This window comes from Shewanella sp. SW24, assembly GCF_025653395.1.
In the GTDB taxonomy this organism is placed as follows: Bacteria; Pseudomonadota; Gammaproteobacteria; order Enterobacterales; family Shewanellaceae; genus Shewanella; species Shewanella oncorhynchi.
In genome coordinates this window covers 63632-90028 of the sequence record NZ_JAKKSH010000005.1, presented here as the reverse complement: position 1 = coordinate 90028, position 26397 = coordinate 63632, and the positions used below count along the sequence as shown (strand labels likewise).

At 42.9% G+C, this 26397-nt stretch carries 25 protein-coding genes and 1 tRNA gene; 10 read left to right on the top strand and 16 right to left on the bottom strand.

Going from position 1 to position 26397, the window contains the following annotated elements:
- Positions 1 to 111: 111 nt before the first annotated feature.
- The 3 genes from L5M17_RS06270 to folB all read right to left on the bottom strand — a co-directional run bounded on the left by L5M17_RS06270 (position 112) and on the right by folB (position 1853).
- Positions 112 to 912, bottom strand: coding sequence for an undecaprenyl-diphosphate phosphatase (locus tag L5M17_RS06270; protein ID WP_168823474.1), 801 nt, complete (start codon positions 910 to 912; stop codon positions 112 to 114).
- Positions 913 to 930: 18 nt separating this feature from the next.
- Positions 931 to 1434 carry a 2-amino-4-hydroxy-6-hydroxymethyldihydropteridine diphosphokinase gene (gene folK, locus L5M17_RS06265; RefSeq protein WP_263146041.1) on the bottom strand — a complete coding sequence of 168 codons (504 nt, stop codon included), beginning with the start codon at positions 1432 to 1434 and terminating at the stop codon, positions 931 to 933.
- Between the two features lie 68 nt (positions 1435 to 1502).
- Entirely contained in the window at positions 1503 to 1853 is a 351-nt protein-coding gene (gene folB, locus L5M17_RS06260) for a dihydroneopterin aldolase (protein ID WP_131523061.1), read from the bottom strand.
- A gap of 268 nt (positions 1854 to 2121) precedes the next feature.
- On the opposite strand from folB, the gene plsY reads away from it, so the two are divergent.
- Positions 2122 to 2733 (top strand): glycerol-3-phosphate 1-O-acyltransferase PlsY, encoded by a 612-nt coding sequence (gene plsY, locus L5M17_RS06255; protein ID WP_028760867.1) that lies wholly within the window; start codon positions 2122 to 2124, stop codon positions 2731 to 2733.
- Positions 2734 to 2817: 84 nt separating this feature from the next.
- Here plsY and tsaD read toward each other — a convergent pair whose 3' ends face one another.
- Positions 2818 to 3834 carry a tRNA (adenosine(37)-N6)-threonylcarbamoyltransferase complex transferase subunit TsaD gene (gene tsaD, locus L5M17_RS06250; RefSeq protein ID WP_071939217.1) on the bottom strand — a complete coding sequence of 339 codons (1017 nt, stop codon included), beginning with the start codon at positions 3832 to 3834 and terminating at the stop codon, positions 2818 to 2820.
- 215 nt (positions 3835 to 4049) lie between these two features.
- Between tsaD and rpsU the strand changes: the two genes are divergently transcribed.
- The 5 genes from rpsU (at position 4050) to L5M17_RS06225 (ending at position 8829) form a co-directional block, all read left to right on the top strand.
- A complete protein-coding gene (gene rpsU / locus L5M17_RS06245; protein ID WP_006080725.1) occupies positions 4050 to 4265 on the top strand; it encodes a 30S ribosomal protein S21 in 216 nt (71 codons plus the stop codon).
- Positions 4266 to 4271: 6 nt separating this feature from the next.
- Positions 4272 to 4715: a GatB/YqeY domain-containing protein gene (locus tag L5M17_RS06240; protein ID WP_028760869.1), complete on the top strand. Its 444-nt coding sequence runs from the start codon at positions 4272 to 4274 to the stop codon at positions 4713 to 4715.
- A gap of 83 nt (positions 4716 to 4798) precedes the next feature.
- Positions 4799 to 6523 carry a DNA primase gene (dnaG, locus tag L5M17_RS06235; protein WP_105249891.1) on the top strand — a complete coding sequence of 575 codons (1725 nt, stop codon included), beginning with the start codon at positions 4799 to 4801 and terminating at the stop codon, positions 6521 to 6523.
- Between the two features lie 135 nt (positions 6524 to 6658).
- Positions 6659 to 8497: an RNA polymerase sigma factor RpoD gene (rpoD, locus tag L5M17_RS06230; protein ID WP_105249892.1), complete on the top strand. Its 1839-nt coding sequence runs from the start codon at positions 6659 to 6661 to the stop codon at positions 8495 to 8497.
- Positions 8498 to 8752: 255 nt separating this feature from the next.
- Positions 8753 to 8829 (top strand) — tRNA-Ile (locus L5M17_RS06225).
- A 482-nt stretch (positions 8830 to 9311) separates the two neighbouring features.
- Here L5M17_RS06225 and L5M17_RS06220 read toward each other — a convergent pair.
- Positions 9312 to 9698, bottom strand: a complete 387-nt coding sequence (locus tag L5M17_RS06220; protein ID WP_107404063.1) for a helix-turn-helix transcriptional regulator — start codon at positions 9696 to 9698, stop codon at positions 9312 to 9314.
- 188 nt (positions 9699 to 9886) lie between these two features.
- Between L5M17_RS06220 and L5M17_RS06215 the strand changes: the two genes are divergently transcribed.
- From L5M17_RS06215 to L5M17_RS06205, 3 genes are all read left to right on the top strand, one after another.
- Positions 9887 to 11347 (top strand): tyrosine-type recombinase/integrase, encoded by a 1461-nt coding sequence (locus L5M17_RS06215; protein WP_107404062.1) that lies wholly within the window; start codon positions 9887 to 9889, stop codon positions 11345 to 11347.
- 117 nt (positions 11348 to 11464) lie between these two features.
- A complete protein-coding gene (locus tag L5M17_RS06210) occupies positions 11465 to 11722 on the top strand; it encodes a hypothetical protein (protein ID WP_107404660.1) in 258 nt (85 codons plus the stop codon).
- Between the two features lie 36 nt (positions 11723 to 11758).
- On the top strand, positions 11759 to 12169 hold the full coding sequence (locus tag L5M17_RS06205; protein ID WP_220778074.1) for a hypothetical protein: 411 nt from the start codon (positions 11759 to 11761) through the stop codon (positions 12167 to 12169).
- A 119-nt stretch (positions 12170 to 12288) separates the two neighbouring features.
- Here L5M17_RS06205 and L5M17_RS06200 read toward each other — a convergent pair whose 3' ends face one another.
- Positions 12289 to 13224, bottom strand: coding sequence for a nucleotidyl transferase AbiEii/AbiGii toxin family protein (locus L5M17_RS06200; protein WP_220778073.1), 936 nt, complete (start codon positions 13222 to 13224; stop codon positions 12289 to 12291).
- Complete coding sequence (locus L5M17_RS06195; protein WP_248943597.1) at positions 13217 to 14005, bottom strand: type IV toxin-antitoxin system AbiEi family antitoxin; 789 nt, start codon at positions 14003 to 14005, stop codon at positions 13217 to 13219. Before L5M17_RS06195 ends, L5M17_RS06200 begins: the two co-directional genes overlap by 8 nt.
- A 254-nt stretch (positions 14006 to 14259) precedes the next feature.
- On the opposite strand from L5M17_RS06195, the gene L5M17_RS06190 reads away from it, so the two are divergent.
- Positions 14260 to 14658 carry a hypothetical protein gene (locus L5M17_RS06190; protein ID WP_248943596.1) on the top strand — a complete coding sequence of 133 codons (399 nt, stop codon included), beginning with the start codon at positions 14260 to 14262 and terminating at the stop codon, positions 14656 to 14658.
- 543 nt (positions 14659 to 15201) lie between these two features.
- Here L5M17_RS06190 and L5M17_RS06185 read toward each other — a convergent pair.
- The 9 genes from L5M17_RS06185 to L5M17_RS06145 form a co-directional block, all read right to left on the bottom strand.
- A complete protein-coding gene (locus L5M17_RS06185; protein WP_259582412.1) occupies positions 15202 to 15807 on the bottom strand; it encodes a hypothetical protein in 606 nt (201 codons plus the stop codon).
- A 66-nt stretch (positions 15808 to 15873) separates the two neighbouring features.
- Entirely contained in the window at positions 15874 to 16383 is a 510-nt protein-coding gene (locus L5M17_RS06180; protein ID WP_259582411.1) for a hypothetical protein, read from the bottom strand.
- Between the two features lie 722 nt (positions 16384 to 17105).
- Positions 17106 to 17537 (bottom strand): bifunctional diaminohydroxyphosphoribosylaminopyrimidine deaminase/5-amino-6-(5-phosphoribosylamino)uracil reductase RibD, encoded by a 432-nt coding sequence (locus tag L5M17_RS06175; protein WP_107404666.1) that lies wholly within the window; start codon positions 17535 to 17537, stop codon positions 17106 to 17108.
- A complete protein-coding gene (locus L5M17_RS06170) occupies positions 17538 to 18779 on the bottom strand; it encodes a type II toxin-antitoxin system HipA family toxin (RefSeq protein WP_226059044.1) in 1242 nt (413 codons plus the stop codon).
- Complete coding sequence (locus tag L5M17_RS06165) at positions 18766 to 19101, bottom strand: helix-turn-helix domain-containing protein (RefSeq protein WP_106649799.1); 336 nt, start codon at positions 19099 to 19101, stop codon at positions 18766 to 18768. Before L5M17_RS06165 ends, L5M17_RS06170 begins: the two co-directional genes overlap by 14 nt.
- Before the next feature lie 587 nt (positions 19102 to 19688).
- Positions 19689 to 21629 carry a DUF262 domain-containing protein gene (locus tag L5M17_RS06160; RefSeq protein ID WP_220777838.1) on the bottom strand — a complete coding sequence of 647 codons (1941 nt, stop codon included), beginning with the start codon at positions 21627 to 21629 and terminating at the stop codon, positions 19689 to 19691.
- Entirely contained in the window at positions 21619 to 23010 is a 1392-nt protein-coding gene (locus L5M17_RS06155) for a DUF262 domain-containing protein (protein WP_220777839.1), read from the bottom strand. Before L5M17_RS06155 ends, L5M17_RS06160 begins: the two co-directional genes overlap by 11 nt.
- A gap of 3 nt (positions 23011 to 23013) precedes the next feature.
- The gene (locus L5M17_RS06150) at positions 23014 to 24867 is read right to left on the bottom strand and encodes a restriction endonuclease subunit S (RefSeq protein ID WP_220777840.1); all 1854 of its coding nucleotides are present in this window, start codon (positions 24865 to 24867) and stop codon (positions 23014 to 23016) included.
- Complete coding sequence (locus L5M17_RS06145) at positions 24867 to 26369, bottom strand: type I restriction-modification system subunit M (RefSeq protein ID WP_220777841.1); 1503 nt, start codon at positions 26367 to 26369, stop codon at positions 24867 to 24869. Before L5M17_RS06145 ends, L5M17_RS06150 begins: the two co-directional genes overlap by 1 nt.
- Between the last annotated feature and the right edge of the window lie 28 nt (positions 26370 to 26397).

Sequence of the window (26397 nt, the reverse complement as noted above, 5' to 3'; positions counted from 1 at the left end):
TCCAAAAATAAGTTAAGCTTCAGAAAAATGAGGAAGCTCCAAAAACAAAAATCGGGTACTTGACCCGATTCTATTATTCATAATTTCACTATGATGACTAAGCTGGAATGACTACAAAAAAATAAATCCACACAGCACAGCACCCAGTGCCAAACGGTAAATAACAAACGGGGTCATTCCCATGCGGCTGATGATTTTCAAGAAATAATGAATACATGCATAAGCTGCAACAAAGGAAATCAAAGTGCCTAAGATCAATGCTTGATAATCAATTGGCAGCTCGCTTTCCGCCAAATCTTTACCCACTAAAATTGCCGCGCCTAAGCTCACAGGCACTGACATTAAGAATGAAAAGCGAGCCGCAGCATCTCGACTCAAACCTAGCATTAGCGCCGCGGTCATGGTGGCACCAGAACGTGAAGTTCCAGGGATTAAAGCAAGCGCCTGTGCGAAACCAATTAACAAGGCTTTGCGCCATCCAGTCTGATAGATTGTTAAATCGCGGCGCGACATCTTATCTGCCCACCACAGCAATAAACCAAAAACGACTGTCGTGACCGCGATAACCTCTGTATTACGTAGGTGAGTTGCAATAAAATCCTTAGCCATAAAACCAAAAAATACAGCGGGTAACGTCGCCAGAATAATCCACCATGCCAGCTTGCTGTCTTCGGATTGCTGACCTTTAAAAATGCTTGCAACCCAAGCATTAAACATAGTCCATAACTCGTGTCTAAAATAAATCACCACAGCAAATAACGACCCCGTATTCACCGCCACGTCGAATGACAAACCTTGATCTTCCCAGCCTAAAAGCTGAGCAGGCAGAATTAAGTGGGCAGAACTAGAAATAGGCAAAAACTCAGTTAGCCCTTGAATAAGCGCTAAAATAATGACCTGAAACGTATCCATGACAATCCTATCAATAAATTAAAACGTCAGCCCTTGGGGCCATTCAAACATCACAGGCCAAAGTAGCTGTGACTTTTTATCATACTCTTGCCACAAACTGGCATAGCTTTTATCAACCACGGGATGAATCAATTCCGGCGCTAACTCGGCTAATGGCCATAACACAAAGGCATTATTAACTATCTCTGCACGGGGGAGCGTAACGGGCGTTTCACATACCACATGGTCATAAAGCAGCAGGTCTAAATCTAAAGTTCTTGGGCTAAATTTCTTCGCCCCGACAAGCCGGCCGTGATTCTGCTCGATTTGCTTAAACTGCGCAACTACCGCAGCAATATTAAGGTCAGTTTCAGCACTAGCAACCATATTCAAAAAGTTAGTGCCACTAAAACCTACCGCTTCACTTTCATACATAGAAGAGAGGCGCAGCGGCCCAAAACACGCTCGCAGCGATATTAATCCCGCTTGCAAATGCTGTTCAGGCTCGATATTACTACCTAGACTGATATAAATACGTGCCATGCAATGTCCAATTTCTCTGAAGATAAACATGATTTCTTAATCAACAGTCGAGTTGATCAAACTCTTATCTAACGTGAACGCTCTATCTCAACGCCAACAAACGCGGCAGTGGCTACTGCCCCCGGCTTCATCACGACAACTTTCACCCAAGTCACGTTAAATTCTTGAAGTAAGCAATCCGCCACGCGCTCGGCAACCGTTTCGATTAACTCGATTGGATGCTCAGTAATAAGTTCTGTTAATCGATTGGAAACTGTCTCATAGCAAAGCGCATATTGATAATCGTCTGTCGCGGCGGCAGGTTTGTTATCCCACGCCATATCTAAATCTAGCAACAGGCTCTGATGGATTGTCTTTTCCCACTCATAGACACCAATCACAGTATCAACGCGTAATTGCCGTATAAGTACTTTATCCATGCTTTCTCCAACTAACTTACTACTATGAGGTCTGATAAGCTAAAAGCGATCCTAGCTGTATAATCCGCAATCTTCTGACAGATAACTAATTTGCTTTCTACTCGAGCCAATCCACAGTAGGATAACGCCCTAAAAGGATTTGCTCATTCAGAAAATATCTCAACCTCAAATGGGCGAGTTATTCCACAAACCTATAGCAGGATTGACAACTGAGTCAGCTTTTTAAATTGTTGCGCGATAATACCTTAAGACGCGTAAGGAAACCAATGTGAGTCCATTAACACTGACACTTTTGATGATTTTGGCCGCCTATTTGGCAGGTTCAATCTCGAGTGCTGTGCTGGTTTGTAGAATGAGGGGCTTACCCGATCCAAGATTACAGGGTTCAGGTAATCCGGGAGCCACCAATGTACTGCGAATTGGCGGCGCGAGTTCGGCTGCCATGGTGTTGTTTTTCGACATGCTCAAAGGCGCCCTACCATCTTATCTAGCCTATCTGATGGGCATAGATGCAGTATCACTCGGACTTATCGCTATCGCCGCCTGCCTTGGGCATATTTATCCCGTATTTTTTGGATTTAAGGGGGGGAAAGGTGTCGCAACAGCTTTTGGCGCTATGGCTCCCATTGGCGATGATTTAGCCATTTGCTTAATGGCATCTTGGATTGTCCTCCTCTTAATTAGCCGCTACTCGTCCCTTGCAGCCATTCTGACGGCCTTGCTTGCACCACTTTATACTTGGTGGTTAGACGACAGATTTACCATTCCCGTTGCCATGCTATCGACGCTTATCATTATTCGTCATAAAGACAATATCCAACGGCTACTTAAAGGTGAAGAGTCCAAAGTTTCACGTAAAAAAACGCCTAAAAAATCTTAATGTGACAACATTATCCTAATAAAAAAACTGCGCTATAAGCGCAGTTTTTTTGTCTCAACATAACCTATCAACATCAAAGGCGTTTTATGCCACAGGTGGCAAGGTATCTAACGGCCATCTTGGCTGACCTTTTACCGCCAAATCTTCGTGCTGCCCCGCCTTTAAACGCTGCAATCCTGCAAAGGCAATCATAGCGCCGTTATCAGTACAAAACTCACCACGGGGATAAAATACTTGTCCACCAAGCGAGCTCATCATTTCAGCCAAGGTTTCTCTTAAGCGCGTATTCGCACTCACGCCACCGGCGATCACTAAGCGGTTATAGCCTGTTTGCTTCAGTGCACGGCGACATTTAATCGCTAACGTATCAACCACAGCTTCTTCAAAAGCACGCGCAATATTGGCACGAGTCTGTTCATCGTCAGGTTCGGCAGCAATGGTATTAGCGGTAAAAGTTTTTAGACCCGAAAAGCTAAAATCGAGTCCAGGTCTATCGGTCATAGGCCGCGGAAACTTATACCCTGCAGGTAAACCTTTAGCAGCAAGCTTTGCTAAACGCGGACCGCCGGGATAATCCAGCCCCATTAACTTAGCTGTTTTATCAAACGCTTCACCCGCAGCATCATCAACAGACTCGCCTAATACTTCATAGCGGCCAATTCCATCGACTTTAACCAACATAGAATGGCCACCAGAGACTAATAAGGCCACAAATGGGAACTCGGGCGCGTCATCTTCAAGCATAGGCGCCAGTAGATGTCCTTCCATATGATGCACACCAATGGCAGGCTTGTCCCAAGCAAACGCCAGTGACCGCCCCACACAGGCGCCGACGAGTAAGGCGCCAATCAAACCTGGGCCCTTGGTATAGGCAATCCCATCGAGATCAGCCATTTCAGTATTCGCATCCTTCAGCGCTTGACGAATAAGCGGCACAATTTTGCGCACATGGTCACGTGACGCCAACTCAGGCACCACACCACCATAGTCAGCATGCAGCTTAACCTGACTGTATAAAGTATGAGATAATAAGCCCAGTTCATCGTCATAGACGGCGATACCTGTCTCGTCACAGGATGTTTCAATACCTAAAACCCGCATGGTGTCTCATCAATTGCTAACTAAAGGACGCCAATTCTACCTGCAAGCGCTCGATTACTCCAGTCGCGCAGGCCATATTGAGTCCACTATAGGACTGAGCTCAGTTTTAGGGCTTTACAAGCCTAGGTGTCTCGGTATAAAATTCCGCACCATTTTAAATAGACTTGGTTCGAGCAATTGAACCAGAACAACCTACACCTAAGGGGTGATGGCGTATGCCAATTATTAAAGTACGTGAAAACGAACCATTCGACGTAGCTCTGCGTCGTTTCAAGCGCTCTTGTGAAAAAGCTGGTATTTTAGCCGACGTGCGTGCTCGTGAATTCTACGAGAAGCCAACTACTGCACGTAAGCGCGCAAAAGCAGCTGCAGTTAAACGTTTAGCTAAGAAGCTTTCTCGCGAAAACGCACGTCGCGTACGTTTATATTAATCTCATATGAGCCTAATTGATCAGCTAAAAGACCATATGAAACAGGCCATGATCGCCAAAGAGAAGGCGCGCTTGAGCACTATTCGTATGGCATTAGCCGCCATCAAGCAGATTGAAGTGGATACCCGCGAATCTCTGACTGATGAACAGGTTATAGCGGTCTTAACCAAAATGGTGAAACAACGTCGTGACTCGATTGCTCAATTTGAAGCAGCGGGTCGTAACGAGTTGGCCGACGTGGAAGCAGCAGAGATTCAAGTTATTGAAGCTTTCCTGCCTACCCCTCTTACAGAGGCGGAAATCGCGGCGCTCATCGATGCAACTATTGTAGAAGTAGGTGCATCCGCCATGGCGGATATGGGCAAAGTAATGGGAGCATTGAAATCTAAAGTGCAAGGACGTGCAGACATGGGCGCTATCGGCGCTATGATCCGTGCTAAATTGCAATAATTAGCGTTTCACTGTATGAACAAGCCGTGCCTATGCGCGGCTTGTTTGTTTAAATTCGCGCAAGGCGGGATTTTAAGCACTCAATGGCAATACCTCGTGATTTTATCAATGAGCTAATCGCTCGCACTGACATAGTCGAACTTATCGATCGTAAGGTGCCCTTGAAAAAGGCGGGTAAGAACTACTCGGCCTGTTGTCCTTTTCATAGCGAAAAATCACCTTCGTTTACCGTCAGCCGTGATAAACAGTTCTATCATTGCTTTGGCTGCGGTGCTCACGGCAACGCCATCGATTTTGTGATGGAGTATGACCGACTCGATTTTATTGATGCCATTGAAGATTTGGCGGGCCAGCTTGGATTAGAGGTTCCCAGAGAACAAGGCACAGGCAAGCGACATGATGACGGTTTAAGCCGTGACTTATATCAACTCATGGAAGAAGCGAGCCTTTACTTTCAAAACCAACTTAGACAACACCAAGATAAACAAAAAGTTATCGATTATCTTGCCTATCGCGGTTTATCCGATGATGTAGTAGAACATTTTGGTATTGGCTTTGCGCCAGACGGTTGGGATGGCTTATTGGGCCGCTATCGTCAGAATCAAGATGCGCAGGATAAGTTACTGACTGCGGGGATGTTAATTAGCAACGACAGTGGGAAACGTTACGACAGATTTCGTGACCGCCTCATGTTTCCTATCCGCGACAGGCGCGGACGAGTCATTGGTTTTGGTGGCAGAGTTTTAGGTGATGGCACACCCAAATACTTGAATTCTCCAGAAACGCCCATATTTCATAAGGGCAATGAGCTTTATGGTCTCTACGAACTAAAGCAGCGCTATCGCGATCCAGACAAAGTACTGATCGTTGAAGGCTATATGGATGTGGTGGCATTGGCGCAATTTGGCGTAGATTATGCTGTCGCTTCATTAGGCACCTCGACCACAGCTGAGCAATTTCAGCTTTTGCTGCGCAGCGCTAAAGAAGTGATTTGCTGTTACGACGGTGACAGAGCGGGTACTGAAGCGGCATGGCGCGCCTTAGAAACAGCATTGCCATTATTAAAGCCGGGCGATCAAGTGCGATTTATGTTCCTGCCTCAGGCCGAAGATCCTGATTCTATGGTTCGTAAAATTGGTAAAGATGCATTTGAAACCTTAATGGACTCTGCCATTGCACTACCCGAGTTTCTATTTGACACGTTAGCGACAAAATACGGTACAGATAAAGGCAACTTAGCGAAACAAGCTTTTATCTTAATTGAAAAAATTCAAGACACTGTGCTGCAAAATTTACTACTTGAGAACTTAGCTCACAAGTTAGGAATGAACAGCTCTGAAGATATGAAAAAGAAGCTAGGCTTTAGCGTAAAACAAGCTAAACCAATGGCAAGTAAAGGATTAAAAGGACGCGGTACACCATTGCGACTCGCCATCGCACTGCTAGTACAACATCCTAAACTGGGTATGGGTTTACCCCCACAACCCGCACTCGCCCACTTGCAGATGCCAGGCATAGAATTGCTGCCACTGTTATTGGAGATGACTCGAGAGCAAACGTTAAACAGCGCACAACTACTTGAACAATTCCGAGAGCACCCTTACAGCGGCACTCTCCATAAATTGGCCCAATGGGACCATCAAGTGGCGGATGAAAACTTGCTCGAAAAGTTTAAACAAACCCTGGTTTGGTTGAACAATCAATATATTGAACAACGATATCAGGAATTGAGTCTAAAACAGACTCATACAAAAGAAGAGAAGATGCAGCTCTCGAAGCTGATCTCAGTCATGAAAGGGTTAAACTGAGGCAAAAATGTCCTCATTCGCTACCCCAGTGACTAGCACAGATATGTGCACACGGCTATAATTGACGATTTGCGCGGCACTTGGCTTATGCTAAGTGTCCGTCGTTGTAACAGTTTCCCAACTTGGATGATATCTATGGATCATACTCCGCAGTCGCAACTTAAGCTGTTGCTTGCCAAAGGTAAAGAGCAAGGTTACTTAACCTATGCAGAAGTGAACGATCACTTACCTGCAGACATGGTCGATTCTGACCAGATCGAAGATATTATCCAGATGATAAATGACATGGGTATCCGGGTGTTCGAAGAAGCCCCCGATGCCGATGACATGATGATGTCGGAAGACAACACAGACGAAGATGCAGCAGAAGAAGCCGCCGCAGCACTGGCAACAGTAGAAAGCGAACTTGGCCGCACAACCGATCCCGTACGCATGTACATGCGTGAAATGGGTACCGTTGAGCTTCTGACCCGCGAAGGCGAAATTGTTATCGCCAAACGCATCGAAGAAGGCATCAACACAGTTCAAAGTTCAGTCGCCGAATATCCACAAGCGATCGCTATGATCCTTGAGCAATTCGACCAATTTGAAGCCGACGAACTGCGCTTATCTGATATTATCTCTGGATTTGTAAACCCGGACGAAGATGACGTCGCCCCGACCGCCACTCACATCGGCTCAGAATTATCTGAAGAAGAGCTGGACGATGAAGATGACGAAGAGGATGACGATGACAGCGAAGATGAAGAAGAAGGCAACAAAGGGCCTGATCCTGAAGAAGCTCGTGAAAGATTCGGTCAACTCAGAGCCGCTTACGAAAGCGCACTGAAAATTATCGAAGCTAAGGGCCGTGAACACCCTGAATCGGTAAAAGCCCTCTTCGAAATCGGCGAAATCTTCAAAGAATTCCGCTTAGTACCTAAGCAGTTTGACCGTTTAGTCAAAAGCATGCGCACTATGATGGACCGCGTGCGTGTTCAAGAACGTTTAGTGTTAAAACTGTGCGTTGAACAAGCCAAAATGCCGAAGAAAAACTTCGTCAAATTCTTCACTGGCAACGAAACCAACCTTGATTGGTTCAACACAGAGAAAGCCTCAACGAAACCTTATGCCGAAGGCCTAAGAATGGTTGAAGATGACGTCATTCGTTGTCGTACCAAGCTTGCAGCAGTTGAAGAAGAAACCGGCTTAGCGATTTCTGCCATAAAAGACATCAACCGTCGTATGTCAATCGGTGAAGCCAAAGCTCGCCGTGCGAAGAAAGAAATGGTTGAAGCCAACTTACGTCTGGTAATTTCTATCGCGAAGAAATACACCAACCGTGGTCTGCAATTCTTGGACTTAATCCAAGAAGGTAACATTGGCTTAATGAAAGCCGTAGATAAATTCGAATACCGTCGTGGTTATAAATTTTCGACCTATGCTACTTGGTGGATCCGTCAGGCGATTACCCGTTCTATCGCCGACCAAGCGCGTACTATTCGAATTCCAGTACACATGATCGAAACGATCAACAAGCTGAACCGTATCTCTCGCCAAATGCTACAGGAAATGGGCCGCGAGCCTTCACCTGAAGAACTGGCTGAGCGTATGATGATGCCGGAAGATAAGATCCGTAAGGTACTGAAAATAGCTAAAGAACCTATCTCCATGGAAACCCCAATCGGTGACGATGAAGATTCGCATTTAGGTGATTTTATCGAGGATACAACCCTCGAATTACCACTGGATTCAGCGACCAGCGAAAGCTTGAAAAACGCCACTCACGAAGTGTTAGCAGGTCTAACCGCCCGTGAAGCGAAAGTACTGCGTATGCGTTTTGGTATCGATATGAACACTGACCACACACTTGAAGAAGTGGGTAAACAGTTCGACGTGACCCGTGAACGTATTCGTCAGATTGAAGCTAAAGCACTGCGCAAACTGCGTCACCCTTCACGCTCAGAAATCTTAAAATCGTTCCTAGATGAATAGGCTGTTACAAGCCTAAAGTCAGCTAAGATGGATTAAAGCCCTGCCCATGCAGGGCTTTTTATTGTCTTTATCACCTCAATTTATGCACAAGCACAACATCGAAGCCTTAAATTTAGGCGACAATAGCATTTTAAGTTGATTAACAGATAACCAATTGAATCAGTTGCGTGAATTTCCAGCCAAAACACGGGTGACAAGCGTAAGTAAGCTTAGTATACTTCCTCCCGCTTCAGGTAATGACGATTACCTTAAGTCGGCCCCTTAGCTCAGTTGGTTAGAGCACACGACTCATAATCGTTAGGTCCACGGTTCAAGTCCGTGAGGGGCCACCACCCAATACAACGAAGAAGCCCATTGATTCAATGGGCTTTTTTGTATCTAAAGCACACCCATTCTCACCTTCGAAATACCTGAACCTAGGAACGATCGCACCTATATCGCACAAACTGCATGCAACCCCATGCAAAAGGGTGCAAAACATCAGTCTAACCAAACTTCAAGGCAATTCAAGCTACAAATTTATTCTATCTAAAATGGAACACGCATTAGGTCGTGTCAGCATCTTAGAATGATAAAAGTTAGGGAGTTAATAGAGTGCAAAAAAACGAAGCTGAAGATGACCCGAAAAGAGTAAAGCGACGCTCTAACGCGTCGCTTAAGATGAAAGTATCAATCTTGACGAGTCCAGTGTTCAACTCGTCCAATTACAGCATTTTTTAATAATGCTTACTTACCTGATAAAGCGTATGCAACTTATAGAAGTTCAATGGGCCTGAGAGCAAAGAAATAAAGGATTAGGCCCAATATCAACATGCTATAAGCCAATACCCGTCAGCCAACATTTAGGTTTTTTTTCCTTTATCAGCCGCCCCTCCATAGAGTCTTCAACTACCATTTCTACATGTTGACTATTATCTGTCCTCTCATTCCCCCCCGTATTTCCCCACATCACGGTTCCAAGATTTTGCTTTTTGGTCGAGGACTTCGATTCTGACTCAAGTGCATATTGCTTTGCTGAAGAAATAAAATTTTCAATATCCTCGGCCGTGTAGCGTACAAGACTACCAATCTTAATAAAGCTTGGTGCATGCCCCAGCTCAATTGCAGTTGAGCCCTTAGCTCGACTCTTCTGTAATGCGCTAACTGACATAGACAACCTCATCGCGGTTTGTTTTTCGGTGTATAGCCTTACATCTGACATCAAATAACTCCTAGTGGGTAGACCCGCGAAGAATATCTGGTGCGTAAAAAAAACAAAAAAAACGATTATGTTTGGTCTAGAAATCTTGTGCACACTCCTCATTAATTTTTTTATGCATAATCGAAATTTCTGCCTTTTGAAAAAAATTTGCATGCTATTGCCATCTTAAACAACAAAAGGCAAAACAAATGAAACTCTACCAACTTATGTGGGATCTTCTACTTCATACATTCAACCTGATTATTGTGGGATCGCCAAACGACGATGTCATTCAACAGTTTCACAAAACCTTCAATGTCAGCGGGAGCGGAAATGAGCCGCAGAACAAAGACCTTAAATTGATCCAGGTTGTTCACGAATGGCACTCAGGTAAACGAAAATATCTGACCGTTTCAGTGAAAGATATACCTAACTTTTACATTCGGATTTTAGATATCAAAAACTTCCAAAATAACGATACTAACGAGCTAGTCCCCAACAGCCTAGCAGCCATGAGTTTTTATAGCAGAGTGAGAGAAAGCAGCACGGGGAAATTGAAAACAAGGAAAATTTGCGACCTTACGCCAAAACAAGATTTGGATAACGTTATTTCAGCTCATCTACTTAAACTCGCCAAACCTCAATTCCACTTGACCTCCACAAATCTCCTAACGCTTGATGAGTATCTGAAAGAATATGAAGTGGTTTTGATATCAAAAAACCCAAAAACAGCGCGAAATAAAATCAATATCATCCGTTATCACTTCAAACAATTCCTAGCATATCCTATTGATAAAATAGACTTAAAATTACTAATTCTCTGGAAGGAAAGCCATATCAGAAAGCTAACAACAAAACAGAAACAACAAAGTGAATGTCCATATGATTTGGCAGAATCAACACTTAAAGGCGCAATTTCATCACTCAGAGCAGCTTTACGATCGGCTTCCGCATCACCATTTCATAATTATAAAATTCCGGAGGAGATCATTCACACCAGCGAGCTTAAATTTATTCCCAAAAACTTGGTGCATAAATATTACAGCCAAGAAGAGCGAGTAGAAATTTACCAAAAATTATTTGTACGAGACCGGAACAAACTGCTTGGAAAAATAGGTTCCTGCCCGTTCTACGACTACCTGACACCTCTAATTTTAATTTGCATCTACTTAGGGTTAAGGCCGAGCTATGCACTAAAAATCAAAAAAACAGATATTTATTGGGAAAGTAACATGCTGATTATTCGAGGAGATAAGGGAAAAGTTAAGCAGCCGCAATACACTCCATTGTGTAATGGCCTCGATGTTATTATTAAAGAATGGTTACAACACCCAATTCACTCCTCAAAAAGTCAATGGCTTTTCCCTAATCCAATTGATCATAAATCACACCTAGTAGACTACAGTAAATTAGTCAAAAACTTCAAAAAAACGCTGAGTTTTGAACACTTTGACTTTACAACTGTTCGTCATACATCTGCGACACATTTTCAATCTGGGGGCCATGATATCTTTAAAACGCAACGGTTCCTTGGCCATGGAAATGTCACGACAACGTTGCGATATTCGCATCATACGGATTTGGATATCAAGCGTTGTTACACTCAATACTCCGAGATGGTAGATAACGAGATCCTTCAGGCCAGAGCACTAGTAGCAGGTACGAAGTAACGTCAAAATCTCGTAACTCAGAATATGACGGTATAAATTTAACGACAGAACAGTGAAATTCTCATCGTGCGTTTCTAGTTATTCAGGACATACTTTCCTGCAAAGCGAGAAACCACGATGATGCAATCGACTGCGTTTGAACAACAAGCCCACAATCTGCTGATGGTCTTCGAATTGATGACCTATGTAATTAAAAAAGAGATGCCTGATAGCAACACCTTTTCTTACGAGGACAACGTTGAGCAAGAAATACTCCTGCACATGCTTAAACAACGCTTAGTGCGTGAAAAAATGTCCGTCGTTCAGATTGAACTCGCAATTTCATTTGCTGAGCAATTTATGCAAACAGGGCTAAGTTCCATGGTGCAGACCTAAGTAAAAGTTGAAAGGCCAAACCAATAGGAGTAACAAATGGAACACTCAACTTTTATTCATGTAAATCAGCTTAAAACATTTAGTCCTTGGCATGAACACTGCAAAGTCGTGTTGCTTGCAGATATTAAACTGAACGACCAAACATCAATAGAGCTGCTGTTTACACGCTACATTTATCTTCACTTAAATATAGATGGACATGTTCTAGGTGTGAGTATTAGCCAATCTATTTTTGAGGAGCATCCTGAGTTTAGCTCTCAGTTTTTAAACGACTTAGAAATGATGCAGCTTTTGCTCATGTATGTTGATGATATAAAAAATTTTTGCCAATTATTTGCCGCAGAGTTTGAGTATGTCTTAGGGTATCACCCGACAGTCTACTTTGAAGCCGCGGAGCAATATTGGGAAAAGCAGATTATTGAAGTGCAATCTAACGCGCCTCAATAATCACCTACTCGCGAACCTCACGGTTCGCTTTTTTTATTTGCTTATAGCCTTAGCTCAATCTAAGTCGCCAACGCCCACAAACAGCGAACTATCAGATAAAATCGGCAATACACTGCACATTACAGTATCCGACCTGCAACCCACGTCTCCAATACATCAGCCAGTTTAATGAGTTGTTCTTGATGCTTGGATTTATTTTTCGCTAGGTTTTGGATATTCAATAACTTCCATCTCACCGCAGGTAGTGCCGCGACGCTCGGTTCATCAAACAATGACCAATCAGGCTGACCCTGTTTAAAGGATAATAAAAAGTCTCTGTCTTTTGCAGTAAAGTGATGCTGCAACGCTGTCAGCATTTCTGAGCGAGTTAAAATAAGCTCATCGAGTTTAATCGGCTTTGTCGTCATTCCATTGAATTCAGTTTGAAAGCTTTCATCAAGCGGTTTCCAGCGTGGAGACATCACTTCATTAATGGGCCTTGGATGGCTAAGTGTATAAGTGAGAAAGCCGACTAAAATCTCTCGACTGATCCCCTCTTCCGCCAGCAGCATTTTCACATCGAATAGATCTCTTGGGTGCTGTCTATCCATCGCTGCACATAACTTACCACCGTATAGATCAGGCAGGCTTACAACAGGGATCTCTGCATACCCAAATTCCTCTTCAACTAACTCAACGACTGGCATTAATACCGCTTTGTGTAGCGTACCTCTCGCAACAGGAGAGACTTCAATTTTTATTGTGACTCTATCACTTGTCACGACAACCCTGAGCTCATCATATTTATTGTCTTGAAATACTGCACTAAGGTTCGGTTGTAGATTGATCTGCGCAGTCAAACGACCAAGCGCTTCCTTCACACTTTGTAGCGCTTGTTCCCTTGGCTCCAAAGGAAGATAAGCCAAATCGATATCGACCGATAAGCGTGGGAAGTTGCGCACAAATAGGTTGATAGCCGTACCGCCCTTTAGGGCAAATACCTTCTCTTGGGCGACGAGCGGCAGCATCCGAATAAGCAAGGTCACTTGCTGGTAGTATATCGATGACTTATTCATACTGATTTTCTTCTGCCTTAATAAACGATGCAGGCACTGTTATTTGATACCGTCCATCGTAACGGCCATGAGCCACCACCTGACGCTTTCCCGCACCAAGCGTGATTTGCTGCTCATCTAACCTTTTGCTCCACTGGTGTTGATAGTAGTGGCCTAAAAAGAGAAATACGCGATTAGCTTGTACGGCTTCACTTCGATTCAGTATTGACTGTATTTTACGTGGGCTGAGATTCACTAACCCTTGAAACAGCTCCGCGGCATGCTCAAAACTGATATGTTTGCCAATGGCATTGACGACCTCATAGGCTGCAAGCTCCGCACAACTTGCCTTAACTTCCCTATTGTTCACCCCTATAGTAATAAAGTCTTTTTCCAACGTTTGGGTCAGCTTGCTACTGGTATAGAAAAGCCAATTTTGCTCCTCCAATTCGCGGAACCACTTTGGCAACGCCTGCTTACTTTGACAGCCAACCCAAATTTGCTCGCTGCTTAGTTGAAGATAATGACTAAGCCCTTGATGCGTTAGGCTACTGACTCCCGCAAGGTGAACAGGAAGCCTTAGCTGTTCATTCACAGCCTTGAGCGCTTCAACCCAATGAGGCTGTAACTTGCCTGTTGACTCAGGACGAACGTAAACCCCCGCACTTATCTTGTACAACCAACCACTCTGCACATATTTTCTCACCAAAGATGAGCTGATCTCATTTTGTGTCAACCACGACTGAAGCACTACCGCACCAGGGCTCGTATGATTAATCAGCCAGTTTATTTTTGATGGCATAGTTGCACCATAAGTACCAGGATATAGAGTAAATTAAACCAACTATAGAAGTAGAGTTTATAAATTGCAATTACTTAGTACCCTTAGTACATCTTTATCGCAAAATACAAACTAGCAGGATGAGGGGATAATTAGTTACTAGCAAAAGGCTAAGAAGGGATTCTTACTTAAAACGTTAAACTTAACCCCTGAACCGAAAGAATTTCCGGTGCCCAATTCTAGTTATTGATAAGGACAATAACGAGGAGTTAATAATGAGTCAGTCACCGTTTATTCGCGTATATCAACGTAAATCAAAAAGCCCTTGGGATGATCATAGTACCGTCTTGTTACTCGCTGACATTGACGAAAATGATAACGATCCTAGAGCCTTACAATTCACTCGATATATCTATCTTCATCGCGACATCAAAGGACAACACTTAGGCATTAGCATCAGTAAATCACTTCTTGAGGAACATGCTGAGTTTGATACTCAGTATTTAATGGGCTTGGAAATGACGATGCTATTGTTGATGTATAAAGATGATATTTCTGCCTTTTGCGAGTTGTTTACCGCGGAGTTTCAACAGATATTCGGGTTGCCCCCGATTCTCTATTTTGACGCTGCCGAACAATTCTGGGCTGAGCAGATTATTGAAGCCGAAGCTTAAGCTAACATTCAGCCGTAATGTTAAGCGTTAGCCACTTACTCGCGAACCCGAAAGGGTTCGCTTTTCATACCGAATCAAACTTGTGCACAAATTAAGTCCATAGATCATATTTGATGATGCTCTAGCAACATGTTACAACACAAACGCTTTGGGACAAAACCTTGTTAGATAATTCACTCTTATGAGCCAGATTCGGATTAGCTATTCTATTAGTAATGCTTCGTTTGGCTACAAACTAATCAATGAACGATATAACCAGTCGGAATAGGCATAACAGGGACATGAATCAGTTCTCTAGAGATTTGATTCATCTTAAGGGAACAAACCGCCCCAGAATAGCCGCAAATGGGGCGCTAGAGCGGGTTTTAGCGGTTGGCGTGAATCAGTCTGGTGTAGAGTGATTCACTGGCTCACTTTTGGACAAAAAATTGTTAGTTAAAAGGCACTATTTGGTAAATTTCAGATTAGTTATTTTAAAGGTTAACGTCGAGCTCTACAGCAAATTTTGAGCACTGCGGACAACTTATTCGACAGCAGCGCTTGTTAGGTATACGTTGCATCCAATTGTTCAAGGAAATTTGTTTTTATGGGGCTCTCAATAGTCATTGCAGCTTTAGCTTGCTGGTCAGGTAAAACGTTGCCAGTAGTGTAGATAATACCTCCACTTTCCTCGTCTTTACTAATAGCATATTGAACTAGCTCAATAAGAGACTGTTGTTTGAAAATGACTTCCTTAACATATTCCGAACCTGAGCCAATGGCGGGAAACTGATCAGACTTAGGTAAAATATTAGAGCCGAAATTATAGAAAAAAACTTTAAATTTACCGTCTATCACCAGCAATAATTCAAGTAACGTGTGATTTGATGCTGCTTGTTTTTCAGTTACATAACTGCCAATAATTGATGATAGCTGTTCAATTAGCTCGTCAATGTTTTCCATGGAAAGGCTCTCAAAATGAAAAGCGAAAAAATCTTGAGCTAACGCCATTAGATTGGACGCGCCAGCACATCCACATACGAACTCACAGTTGCCGTTTATATATTTAACTACTTTGGGGATAATGGGGAAACCATCAACACCCAGAAAATTATATCCATACTTACTATCTGAGGCCATCGCACCATCAAAAAACACAACAGTGGTCATGTATACTCCATTATTTTGGTATGCCTAATGCCACCGCGCAAGTATGCATCGGCTGACTTTTCTTCGTTATGTTTTGTAGCCATGTGACTTCATTAAATTGGAGCATATTACTGCTAATTTCGCATCGGAATTAACTATATGCTGTCGTGCATCTTCCCACATACAATGAAGTTCACTTTCTTCTGCATATTTACCTTCTCCAAGATGTTCAAGAACCTCCATATTCCACAATCGATAGTCGTTGGTATCAAAGCGAGACTCAGGGAAGTATAAGCCACATAGCATTTCCATTTTTCGTATGATATTCTGTATTTCCTTTTTATGCTCTTTGTTAACTGATGGAAAGTCGACTTTTTGGTGCTGAACATCATCAAGTATTTCGGTGCAAAGATTAGTATATTCGATTGATGCCTTATATAAATCCTCAATTTTTGACAGAAGAAAGTCTCGTTTATTTCTCTTGGTATTAATGTACTGATTGATCAGAACCACAAAAACAGCGAGAAGGGCTGATAGCAGAAATGTGACTAATCTTACTTGATCTGACTTTTCAGAAAAAAGCTCTATTAAATACATCAATGCTTCCTTAAAATATAACGTTTTAGTAGCGAGCATGCCGCCTATGTAAATGACTACAATCTAATGCCCGCCTTCAGTAATGCTTTTAATTGCCTGAATCTTATAACAATAATTCACTTATTTACGCAAGGGTTCTTTGACCAAGGCTAAATAAATCGAGTTCACTTCCTAATAAATCAATTTGAACTAAAAATAATCTCATATAATCAATACTTATAAGAGCATAAGAGAGAAAAGCGAGATTAGTATATTTACAAAATAGGAAGCAAAAAGCTACGAATTAAGCACTTACCCATTATACCTATGAGATACACCAGCTTAAATAAGAATAGCGCCAAACGAGCTATTGCCCCAGAATTGTTACTAAATAGGTGGCAACCCAAACGCCTGTTCATGAGAAAAGTATCTTTCGATGGGGCAGGTTCTAACTCGGAATGGGGCAAAGATTTGTTAGCCCAAAGCTCATGAAAAATGATCGCGTTCGCGCGTGAATCAGACTAGGTAAGTCTGATTCACTGTAACGATTTTTGCAATCCTCATGGTCAGGTCTTTCTTTTGGGTGCCCATTACTTTAAGTATCTCAAATTATCAGATAACAAAGGGCTGATCTTCGAGCCGTGGCGCACTTAGGGGCATAAATGAGTTAACCAACTAGCCCATTTGGGAGGCAAAATCCTGTAATACATCACCGTCCTCGCCTGGAACTTATGCGAGGTTAATTATGACTTTCCAAGATAAGGATACAAAAATTCACTAACTTCTCTTGAAGCGATACCAATATCAACTTTTATGCCCTCTTTCTCTAGAGCATAAAGACCCTTTCCATTGTTCCTTTCATCAGGATCTAGAATAGCAACTACAACTCTCTTAATTCCTGATTTAATGATTACAGAAGAACATGCCGGAGTTCTGCCAACAAATGAACATGGCTCAAGAGTGACATATGCAGTCACTTCTTCCATAGGGCCATCATAAGCACTAATCGCTTCGACCTCAGCATGGTTGCCACCAATTTTCTGTGTGAATCCTTCGGCAATGACTTGCCCGCCTAGAACGAGAACGCAACCTACCGGAGGATTAGGTTGGCACTCAGGCAGAGCAGCCCGAGATACTTCCAATGCTTTAAGCATAAATGCCTTGTCTAGATTCATCTAAAGTTCCATTTCATTGAATATGTAGTCATTCAATATCACACGTTTGAAAAGTAACTTTCGCGTTACTTCAGGGACATCTACTTCATTACACACGGATTCAAACTCTTGGATAATCGTATTAATTTGCGAACTAATAATTTCTTCCGCTTTTTCGGCCTTAATATTGAAGCTTGGTGCTGCTTTCAGACAAAGTGATAACAGAGACAAATTTGAATTGTCGAAGAGCTTCATTCCATGATTCGCCACCCCACCGCTATGGTTTTGTGGACAAATATCATAAGCAGGTGATAGAGATATTTTATCCCCTTCGACAAAGAAAGCGTGATTACGAGCATGGTCATCCGAATTGCCGATCAGCACGTTAAATACCATCCGTGCAAATAGCTCTTGGCTATCAGAGGCAAATGCGATGCAATACTGCTTCATAACGTTTACTAGGTCTACATAAGAAGCCTCGCTAGCCCATGCTTCATCTAAGCCTAAAACTGTCAGTCCGGACACCATAGAGCGACGACACCAAATACCACCAATCAACTCTCTATCGAATCGTTTAACAAGAAGAACATCTTTGCCTAATGCTTTTTTTAATACAACTTCGGCCACATTGAGTCCGGCTAACTTAGCTAACTTCATGGCTACGTATTCTGAATAAACAACCTCGTAAGTATCATTTGGGGATGAAAACTTAGCAATATACTTAGCTTCGCCACCAGTGATCATCCCTTTCGGACGAGCACCTCCCAGCGATGTACAATGCATAAGTGCTCTATCCAAATCCAACGGGATTTTCTTACCTTGAGCGACGATTTCAGACACCAGGTATAACTCTTCAAGCGTGGCTGCATCAGTAGAACGATCAACATACTCAGTGGCTGAATCTTGAAAGTCGAGAGAACCGATCCGGTCTGAAGCGGAATGCATCAAATACGTCATTTCGTTAAACTCAGCATCGTAGCCTTTGCTCATCAGCCGAGAAATAATGGCCCTACGTCCCCAAGCATCAGGAGCTGCATCACGCAAGCATGAGAATATAGACATGCCTTGAACTGGCCCCATAGTACCAGCAGAAAGCGGTAATTCATGTGAGTAAATTGGCTCTGCATCTGGACGCTTCAAGTAAGACTGACCATAGGTAAAGTGTTGGCCAGATTCATCAATAGTGAGTTTACCAGCTACCACAGGTTCTGAATGTCCTCTAAGCCATTTCCAAACGAAGCATTGGTTACTAGAAGTCGTCATCCAAAATTACCTTTTTCCTTCTCACTCGATTAGGCAGCAGTGCTTCTATTTTCGCATTTGTTTTATGTTTAATAGCAAACCGATTTTCATCGGGTTCAAATAAGGAAACACCTAACACCCAAGCAGTTTCGAAGTAAAGTCCGATACTTACAGACGGATCACCCTTAAGAATCTTTATCATAGTGGGCTTAGATGCCCCAACTCGTGAACACAGCTCTTCTACTGTGATTTTCTTTTCCTTACGCTGGATTGAAAGCAGAGTGGCGAAATGAGCTAGTGCAGCACTAGCAACAGTGCCAACTTGAATTTTATTCCTTCCCATAGAAAATTACTCTTCACCATAAACCAGTTAGAGTAAACAATAATTTACCAAAACCCAAATGTCAAAATAATAGGCCAAGTCAGATTGGTAAATACTACTTTACCGTAATCGTTTAAAAGTAAACTGTATTTTACTAAGTAAACAGTCGTTGAGACTGCAGTAAATGAACAACAGAGATCCAATCTGAACTCTTTATTGAGTGATTGGTTTAACACGCTTCGGGGAAAAACGTTTTAAGGTATCAATCCACTTCTGGATATTTTCCAAGCTACAATTTTCAGCTGATATATCTATCTTCATCGCGATATTAAAGGACAGCACTTAAGCATTGGCATCAGTAAATCACTTTTTGAGGAATATGCTGAGTGTCACTTAACTAACAAAATTCACTTAATCCCAGCAGCGAACAAGGTGGTTAACTCATTCAACCATTTTCGTTACGCCTAAAAAGTGCACTCACGCTAAATTCTTAAGATAAACATCAGTAAAGGTAAACATGATCCATTGAATTGATCGAGAAAGATTCGCTTACAGCAATTAAGTAAGCTTAAACCACTTCGTATCTCATCTCAGCGTAAATAAACCCTCTAAGAACATAGGACATCAACCATCATCTTTTCGTGTTGAATCATCGCTGGTTGATTTTCTGGATCCCAGTGTTCATAACTCATCATAAAGACCAGCTTGAGGCTTTCAGCCAATTGTTCTCGGTTCAACTTATCCTTTACCTGATTTTTTTTGGTGGCGGGATCGTTATTACTAAATTTGGAATTATCGCTATGGCTGATCAAACATAAATTACCAAAGCTATGGAGTATCGACTCGTCCATCGGTTCACCCGCTATGGGATGCTGCGGAAAATAATGTTCCACTGACGTTCTAAAAGTAAAACGGAACTTATCTAAAAATGACTTTACAAAGTCCATATCGACATCAAACTCATGACCATCTTTCAATTTACGCCACAAGCGATAATCTAGGCGATTAAAAATAAAATTCTGGATATGCGTTCCTAATTTGAGGTTATGATGATCAAAGTCGTTTTCTGGCATAACATCTTCAAAACAAATATCAAAATACTCAATGGGTTGCTTGCCAAAACGACCATAGAAAAATTTATTACTCAACTGATCTAAAAAAGCAGGGTATTGACTAATGCGAAACTCACCGAGTTGATGCTGCTTTAGCAAATAATACAACACCGCACTTAACCAGTGTTTATACACCTGTGTAGGAAAGGAAACATGGAACATAGACAACTGCATAATCAACTGTTGATTAAAATCGCCACCACTGGAAACATAATGATGCCTTGTTTCATTCGGTTTTAACTGTTCCAAACTCCAGTCGAGATCATTTTTTCGCTTAATAATATAACGATCAAACAATAGCCGACATCTTAGCAAATTCATGACAAATTCACGGGAAAACGTTGCTATATCCTCATCAGTACGATTGCTAAACCGCTCAAACGCGAGCAATAACCGCTTATCGTCTAATGGCACATCCGTATCAATATGGCTTACATGGGTAATGCGCAACACGTGCAGTAAAAAGTTAGGAAAACTAATAATTGAAGCATATTGTTCAGAATCGTCATTAACTGGGTTTTCTTTCTTGTCTTGCAATACTGGATGTTGAACTATCTCTTCCAAGCTAACTAATGGCGCAGGGCTATCAGAGTTCACCATTTCTTGCCTGATTGATTCAAAATCAACAGGATGTTGATCCCAGTTAGCGCCAAACAAGGTGCAGCGCAAACTTTTCTCAAAACCGAGTTGAGCATATCTGTCCATACTGGCACAGGCATCCCAAATCGTCGAAAACACTTTACGTTCATCGATACCCAGAGGCCGCATCAGCCTAGCTTTAAGCACCTCGTGCTTTTCAAGTTGCTCACCTCGGTTATTCATAATCTCAAAATAATGGTTAAGATCGGTTCCTTTAGGAACGGCAACGCGCAAAATAACCACATTGTTCAACAAATAATCCGTGAGAGTGCATAACTCCTGCTTATGCTCTTCAAAAAAACGAACCGCAACATCATAAGCCCCATGCATAGAGGCCTGTTCACAGCCAGTCGTTATCCCCTGTGCTAATAAGGCTAACGTACTGGTCGACCGTTTACGATTGGTAAATGATAAATTAAGCGATAGCGAGCTAAGCTTTTGAAAAGGTGTATCTTCGGTTGCTTTAACGTTTAAACAACTTTGCTGATTTATGCTATCAGCAAACTCGTTTTTTAATGCAGATAACACCACACACAAAGTGGTATGGCGCTGTTGACCGTCAATCGTCTCAAACTGACCTTCGCCCCTTTTATCGACAACTAAACTACCAATGTAATACTGGCTTGCTGGATGACGACTGTTTTTAGCTCTACGCGATTCATCAAGAATATCTTGCAGTAACTGTCTAACTTCAGGCTCGCCCCAAGCGTAGTTACGCTGATAAATAGGGATAAAATAATGTCCTTGGTTGAACAGCTCAGCCACAGTCAACGGGGTAATATCTGGATTATTGGGCATCAATAAAATACCTTTTCGCTTTGAAGCATTCGAGTAAATCTTCAACTTGTGTTTGATTACCATCTAGATCGTTAGCGCTTAACATTGGCACCATAAATGACAATACTTCTTTAGGATGCAGCGCATTAGCAATCACTTGGATCAGCCCTGCATCAAACTTACCTTGCCCACTGCCAGCATTATCAACGGTGATAAGCTGAACAGTATGATGAGTAAGCCTGATGCGGTAACTCCAGAAAAAACACAACCACACCACTTGTTCAAGAGAATGCTCACCGAACTTATCAACATAAAAGAGCACGGCACATTCAAACAGATTGCGGACATAACCATCACCGGTTCGATGTTTTCCCGGATAATGATTAAGCACCTCAAGTACAGGCTGTAAGACGGGATGAACTTGTACAAACAAACGGTGATGTAGCGCGATGTAATAATGAATATATTCAAAAAAACGTCGACCATTAACCATGATTTGATCAATCTGAAATGGGAAGTGACGTTGGTTCAAATCCCACTGCCGCGCGGGATCCGCGTTGTAGAGATCCACGGCATAATTAGCGGCCCTGAAACGATCAACAAAGGGGAATACTGTATTGGCAAGGTTAACCCCTTTAAACACCCCAATCTCTTGATTCGTAAATGTGCGCCCAGATCGCCCGCGAGCCCATCGGCGCAGGCGGTAAAGGTGATGAGACATCACAACTTGTAACTGTGAAGGTTGATTATTTTCAACAGACGTTGCTGCTAATTCCCATGCCTCAACACACCCCGCCTCAGCATGTTTGTCTTGAATACCTATCTCACGCAGATGATAAGCTTTCAGTAAATCATAGGGCGCAAGTGGCTTACCACGGGCATTTTGTGAGTCAAAAAACTGAAATGCTTCGCTGAGGTTATCCAAGGTGATACAAATGAGCTCACATTGCCCCAACAAAAATCCGAGTAGTTTATTTTGCTCATCAAAGGTTAAGCGCCGTACCCGACTCTGCAATAGCGCTGCGTTATGCGACAGGTTTTTGATACTTTCAGGCGAGCTAAATTGGGTAGACAGTAAACCCAACTTAAGCGGTCGCGGCGTTGATCTTGATGTTGCTGATGATGTTAGTGCTAATTCCCGATACAAGGCATCAATGAACAGCGTCAAAGTGAGTAAACGTTGCTGACCATCAACGATGTCAAACTTCCCACTATGTTGCTCGCGACATAACACCAGAGTGCCCAGTCGATAGGCTGCTTGTTCACTATGGTGCATCACATCATCGAATAGCTGGTTAACATGCTCAGCTTGCCATTTATAGGGGCGCTGGTAATCAGGGATCGCCAACGCCATGTCCATAATGCCTTTAACAGCGATCACATCCTTGTTAATAATTGCCATCGTTTAAACGGCCTGTTCGACGATGGCGTCGGTGAGGTGCAGTTGGGTGGTTTGCGCATCCGCTAAACGGACTTTGAGTTGATCACAAAGTGCCATTAACTCTTCGACTTTAGCGACGATGCGGTGTTGTTCTTCGAGTGGTGGAAGAGGCACTATTGTTGAAGCAATTTTACCTACATTTAAATTTGGTTGTGCTCCACCAGCAGCGTGCTCTCTCAATTCTAAGTATGCTTTTCTAAAGAATAACTTCACATAATCTTTATGATTTACAGATTCATCTACAAGCCTGATGGCTGCACAAGCTTGGTTAGTTCCCGCAGGCTCCAATAACTCTGTTATCTGTCCTCTCGTTTTTCCCTGCCCATACATAGCTACAATTAACGTACCTGCTGGGTAAATTGACACATTTGTCTCTTTGATGGCTAACTCTGAAACTCTTTCTTTTGTTTGAGTTACAAAGAAATTTGAAGTTTCACCACTCGAAACCCAGTTGATTTCAGCTGGTTCCCAGTACAATGGATTACTTCTTGATGGTGTTGATCCCGTACCGACTATCCCAAATGTTCCAATTCTTTCATATGCCCACCCACTCGGTAGTTCAAACTGTTTTTCTTCGTCGGTGATGGCGGGCAGTGGCTTCTGCTTTTTGATTTTCCCCTCTTTGAACAGTTGGGCTTTTTCTTTGGCGATACGCGCAAGTAGTTTGGCTGCTGGTTCGTCATTAGGGTCTTGTTTTACTAGCTTACCCATCACGGCAAGTTGGAGGATAGTTTGTTTTAGGGTGTCGATGCTGGCGCTAGTAGTGAATAAGGTGTCGAAGTGCTCGGCAACACGTTGCCAATCCTTAACAAAGCTATTTGTAAAAGGCCGTTCAAGGCTGATATCAGATTGACTTGCCGTATTAGCAGCCGTTTGTGGCAGTAGCAGCGCATTGAGCAGGGTTTCAACTAAGGTTTGGTGTGCCGCAATGCTCGCTTCGGTTTGTGCTTCAAGGGCATCACACAAACTCATCAACTCATCGACTTTAGCGACGATACGGTGTTGTTCTTCGAGCGGAGGAATCGCCGCAACATAATTCAATAGCTGATCTTGAGTTATTCCAGCAACCGTAGTTCCAGTTCCTTCAATTTTTATCGTCGAATAATAATTAATGAAAAACTCAATATTAATGTGAGTAGACAAAGTAACTGCTTTTAAATCTTGATTGAAGGCTAATGGTTTTTTTACAACTGCAATTTTACCAAGACCCATTCTGGTACAAATAAGCAGATCACCAATATCAGCCAGTTTACTGCCGTTATCTAATCCTGCCCGTGATATAAAGTCTTGGGTGGTCGATATACTTCGACTTGACCCCAAGTCTTTAACACTTGCCCAAGGAATATCACCTCCCCAATACGAGCTTTCTCTTTTACTTGGGGTTCCCCCACTCATAATAGATTTAAAAACAGTACCAATTCGACCCCACTCCCATCCGTTAGGCAATTCAAACAGCTTTTCATCTTCACTAATCTCAGGAAAAGGCTTCTGTTTTTTAAGCTTCCCCTCCTTCACCAATTGCGCTTTTTCAGCAGCAATGCGCTCGAGCAATACTGACGCGGGTTCATAGTTTGCACTATTTCTCGCCTCGCGGCTGGCCTGCGGCACTAACTTACCACGCACGGCGAGTTCTAAAATCAGTTCACGCAGTTTTTTGATGCCATAAAGCGAAAACTTATTGGAGCTACCACGGCCTGCTGAAGACTTTTGCTCAATGGCGGTCGTCCAAATATCAAGGTGAGTGGTAATTAAATTTTCAGCCGTTGGCGTGGCTTTGATATTGCGAGAGTAAGTGTCTGTTATGGATAAATCAGCCATTACTTGCCCTCACCGTCTGATGCTGCCGAAGGTGACGATAATGCCGCAGACAAGATGCCTTTGAGTTGGTCACGCAAGGCTTGAATATCCGCTTGTTGTTTAGCGTAATCGGCTAACAAGGCTTGCGGATCGTGGCTTACTACCTCGCCCACATGCGGGTTTTTAATATCAAGGTTGTAGTTACGGGCAATAATGTCGTCGATGGAGACTTGCCACGCTTGCTCGTTTTCGACCCGCGCAGCAAAACCATCGGCTTCATCGCCCCACCACGCGAGTTCTGTCTCAAACTCTTCGAACTTCATAGGCTTGGTTTTATTGTAGTTTTTTACCCCTACTGGGTAGGGATGCTCGTAAAACCAGACATTTTTAGTCGGCGTGCCTTTAGTGAAAAACAGGATATTGGTTTTAATGCCAGTGTAAGGATTAAACACACCGTTAGGTAATCGCACTATGGTGTGCAGATTACATTCTTCGAGCAGCATTTTTTTAATTTTGGTTTTAACGCCCTCACCAAACAAGGTGCCATCGGGCAATACCACGGCTGCGCGGCCGCCCTTGCCATTTGTTGCAGGGGCAAGCACTTCGATAATCAACTGCAGGAATAAGTCGGCAGTTTCGCGGGTTTGGAACTCGCTAGGGAAGTTTTTTTCAATCCCGTCCTCTTCGGTGCCGCCGAAAGGCGGGTTGGTGATGATGACATCGATATCTTCATCCCAGCTTGATAAGGGTTTGTTTAAGGTATTGCCGTGTTTAATTTGTACGGGCACTTCAATACCGTGCAACATCATATTGGTGGTACACAGTAAGTGCGGTAATTGCTTTTTCTCTACCCCATGAATTTGCTGTTGCAGAGTTTGGTGATCATCCGCTGTCTTGACGTAATTTGCTTTTACATGATCAAAGGCACAGGCCAAAAAGCCACCGGTGCCACAGGCCGGATCCATAATCGACTCGCCAAGTTTTGGGTCTGTTACGGCCACAATAAACTTGGTGATGGCACGCGGAGTATAGAACTCGCCTGCATTACCCGCGCTTTGTAAGTCTTTTAAGATTTGCTCGTACAAATCACCAAACAAATGCCGCTCTTTTGAGTCGGTAAAGTCGATTTCATTGAGTTTATTGATGACTTGACGCAGTAGCGTGCCGTTTTTCATGTAGTTAAAGGCATCTGAAAACGCCGCTTTTACCACATAACCGCGGGGATTTTTATCTATCGGGGCGGTGAGATTTTTAAGATCTGGGAATAGCTCATCATTCACAAATTCAAGCAGCTCGTCACCTGTGATCCCTTCGTTATCGGCCGCCCAATTACGCCATAAAAAATCACTCGGGATAGGTGTACTGTAATCATCGAGTTCTAGCTCTAACTGCTCTTCTTGGGCATCGAATACTTTTAAGAACAGTAACCAAGACATTTGGCCTAGTCGCTGGGCATCGCCATCGACGCCGGCATCTTTACGCATAATGTCTTGAATGGATTTAACGGCTGAACTGATAGACATAAATTTCTCTTTTCGTTTTTAATGCTTA

What these genes read in the sequence shown, in the direction of transcription:
- L5M17_RS06270 (WP_168823474.1), bottom strand. Translation starts at nt 912, where the DNA reads ATGGATACGTTTCAGGTCATTATTTTAGCGCTTATTCAAGGGCTAACT.
- folK (WP_263146041.1), bottom strand. Translation starts at nt 1,434, where the DNA reads ATGGCACGTATTTATATCAGTCTAGGTAGTAATATCGAGCCTGAACAG.
- folB (WP_131523061.1), bottom strand. Translation starts at nt 1,853, where the DNA reads ATGGATAAAGTACTTATACGGCAATTACGCGTTGATACTGTGATTGGT.
- tsaD (WP_071939217.1), bottom strand. Translation starts at nt 3,834, where the DNA reads ATGCGGGTTTTAGGTATTGAAACATCCTGTGACGAGACAGGTATCGCC.
- rpsU (WP_006080725.1), top strand. Translation starts at nt 4,050, where the DNA reads ATGCCAATTATTAAAGTACGTGAAAACGAACCATTCGACGTAGCTCTG.
- L5M17_RS06240 (WP_028760869.1), top strand. Translation starts at nt 4,272, where the DNA reads ATGAGCCTAATTGATCAGCTAAAAGACCATATGAAACAGGCCATGATC.
- dnaG (WP_105249891.1), top strand. Translation starts at nt 4,799, where the DNA reads ATGGCAATACCTCGTGATTTTATCAATGAGCTAATCGCTCGCACTGAC.
- rpoD (WP_105249892.1), top strand. Translation starts at nt 6,659, where the DNA reads ATGGATCATACTCCGCAGTCGCAACTTAAGCTGTTGCTTGCCAAAGGT.
- L5M17_RS06220 (WP_107404063.1), bottom strand. Translation starts at nt 9,698, where the DNA reads ATGTCAGATGTAAGGCTATACACCGAAAAACAAACCGCGATGAGGTTG.
- L5M17_RS06215 (WP_107404062.1), top strand. Translation starts at nt 9,887, where the DNA reads ATGAAACTCTACCAACTTATGTGGGATCTTCTACTTCATACATTCAAC.
- L5M17_RS06210 (WP_107404660.1), top strand. Translation starts at nt 11,465, where the DNA reads ATGATGCAATCGACTGCGTTTGAACAACAAGCCCACAATCTGCTGATG.
- L5M17_RS06205 (WP_220778074.1), top strand. Translation starts at nt 11,759, where the DNA reads ATGGAACACTCAACTTTTATTCATGTAAATCAGCTTAAAACATTTAGT.
- L5M17_RS06200 (WP_220778073.1), bottom strand. Translation starts at nt 13,224, where the DNA reads ATGAATAAGTCATCGATATACTACCAGCAAGTGACCTTGCTTATTCGG.
- L5M17_RS06195 (WP_248943597.1), bottom strand. Translation starts at nt 14,005, where the DNA reads ATGCCATCAAAAATAAACTGGCTGATTAATCATACGAGCCCTGGTGCG.
- L5M17_RS06190 (WP_248943596.1), top strand. Translation starts at nt 14,260, where the DNA reads ATGAGTCAGTCACCGTTTATTCGCGTATATCAACGTAAATCAAAAAGC.
- L5M17_RS06185 (WP_259582412.1), bottom strand. Translation starts at nt 15,807, where the DNA reads ATGACCACTGTTGTGTTTTTTGATGGTGCGATGGCCTCAGATAGTAAG.
- L5M17_RS06180 (WP_259582411.1), bottom strand. Translation starts at nt 16,383, where the DNA reads ATGTATTTAATAGAGCTTTTTTCTGAAAAGTCAGATCAAGTAAGATTA.
- L5M17_RS06175 (WP_107404666.1), bottom strand. Translation starts at nt 17,537, where the DNA reads ATGAATCTAGACAAGGCATTTATGCTTAAAGCATTGGAAGTATCTCGG.
- L5M17_RS06170 (WP_226059044.1), bottom strand. Translation starts at nt 18,779, where the DNA reads ATGACGACTTCTAGTAACCAATGCTTCGTTTGGAAATGGCTTAGAGGA.
- L5M17_RS06165 (WP_106649799.1), bottom strand. Translation starts at nt 19,101, where the DNA reads ATGGGAAGGAATAAAATTCAAGTTGGCACTGTTGCTAGTGCTGCACTA.
- L5M17_RS06160 (WP_220777838.1), bottom strand. Translation starts at nt 21,629, where the DNA reads ATGCCCAATAATCCAGATATTACCCCGTTGACTGTGGCTGAGCTGTTC.
- L5M17_RS06155 (WP_220777839.1), bottom strand. Translation starts at nt 23,010, where the DNA reads ATGGCAATTATTAACAAGGATGTGATCGCTGTTAAAGGCATTATGGAC.
- L5M17_RS06150 (WP_220777840.1), bottom strand. Translation starts at nt 24,867, where the DNA reads ATGGCTGATTTATCCATAACAGACACTTACTCTCGCAATATCAAAGCC.
- L5M17_RS06145 (WP_220777841.1), bottom strand. Translation starts at nt 26,369, where the DNA reads ATGTCTATCAGTTCAGCCGTTAAATCCATTCAAGACATTATGCGTAAA.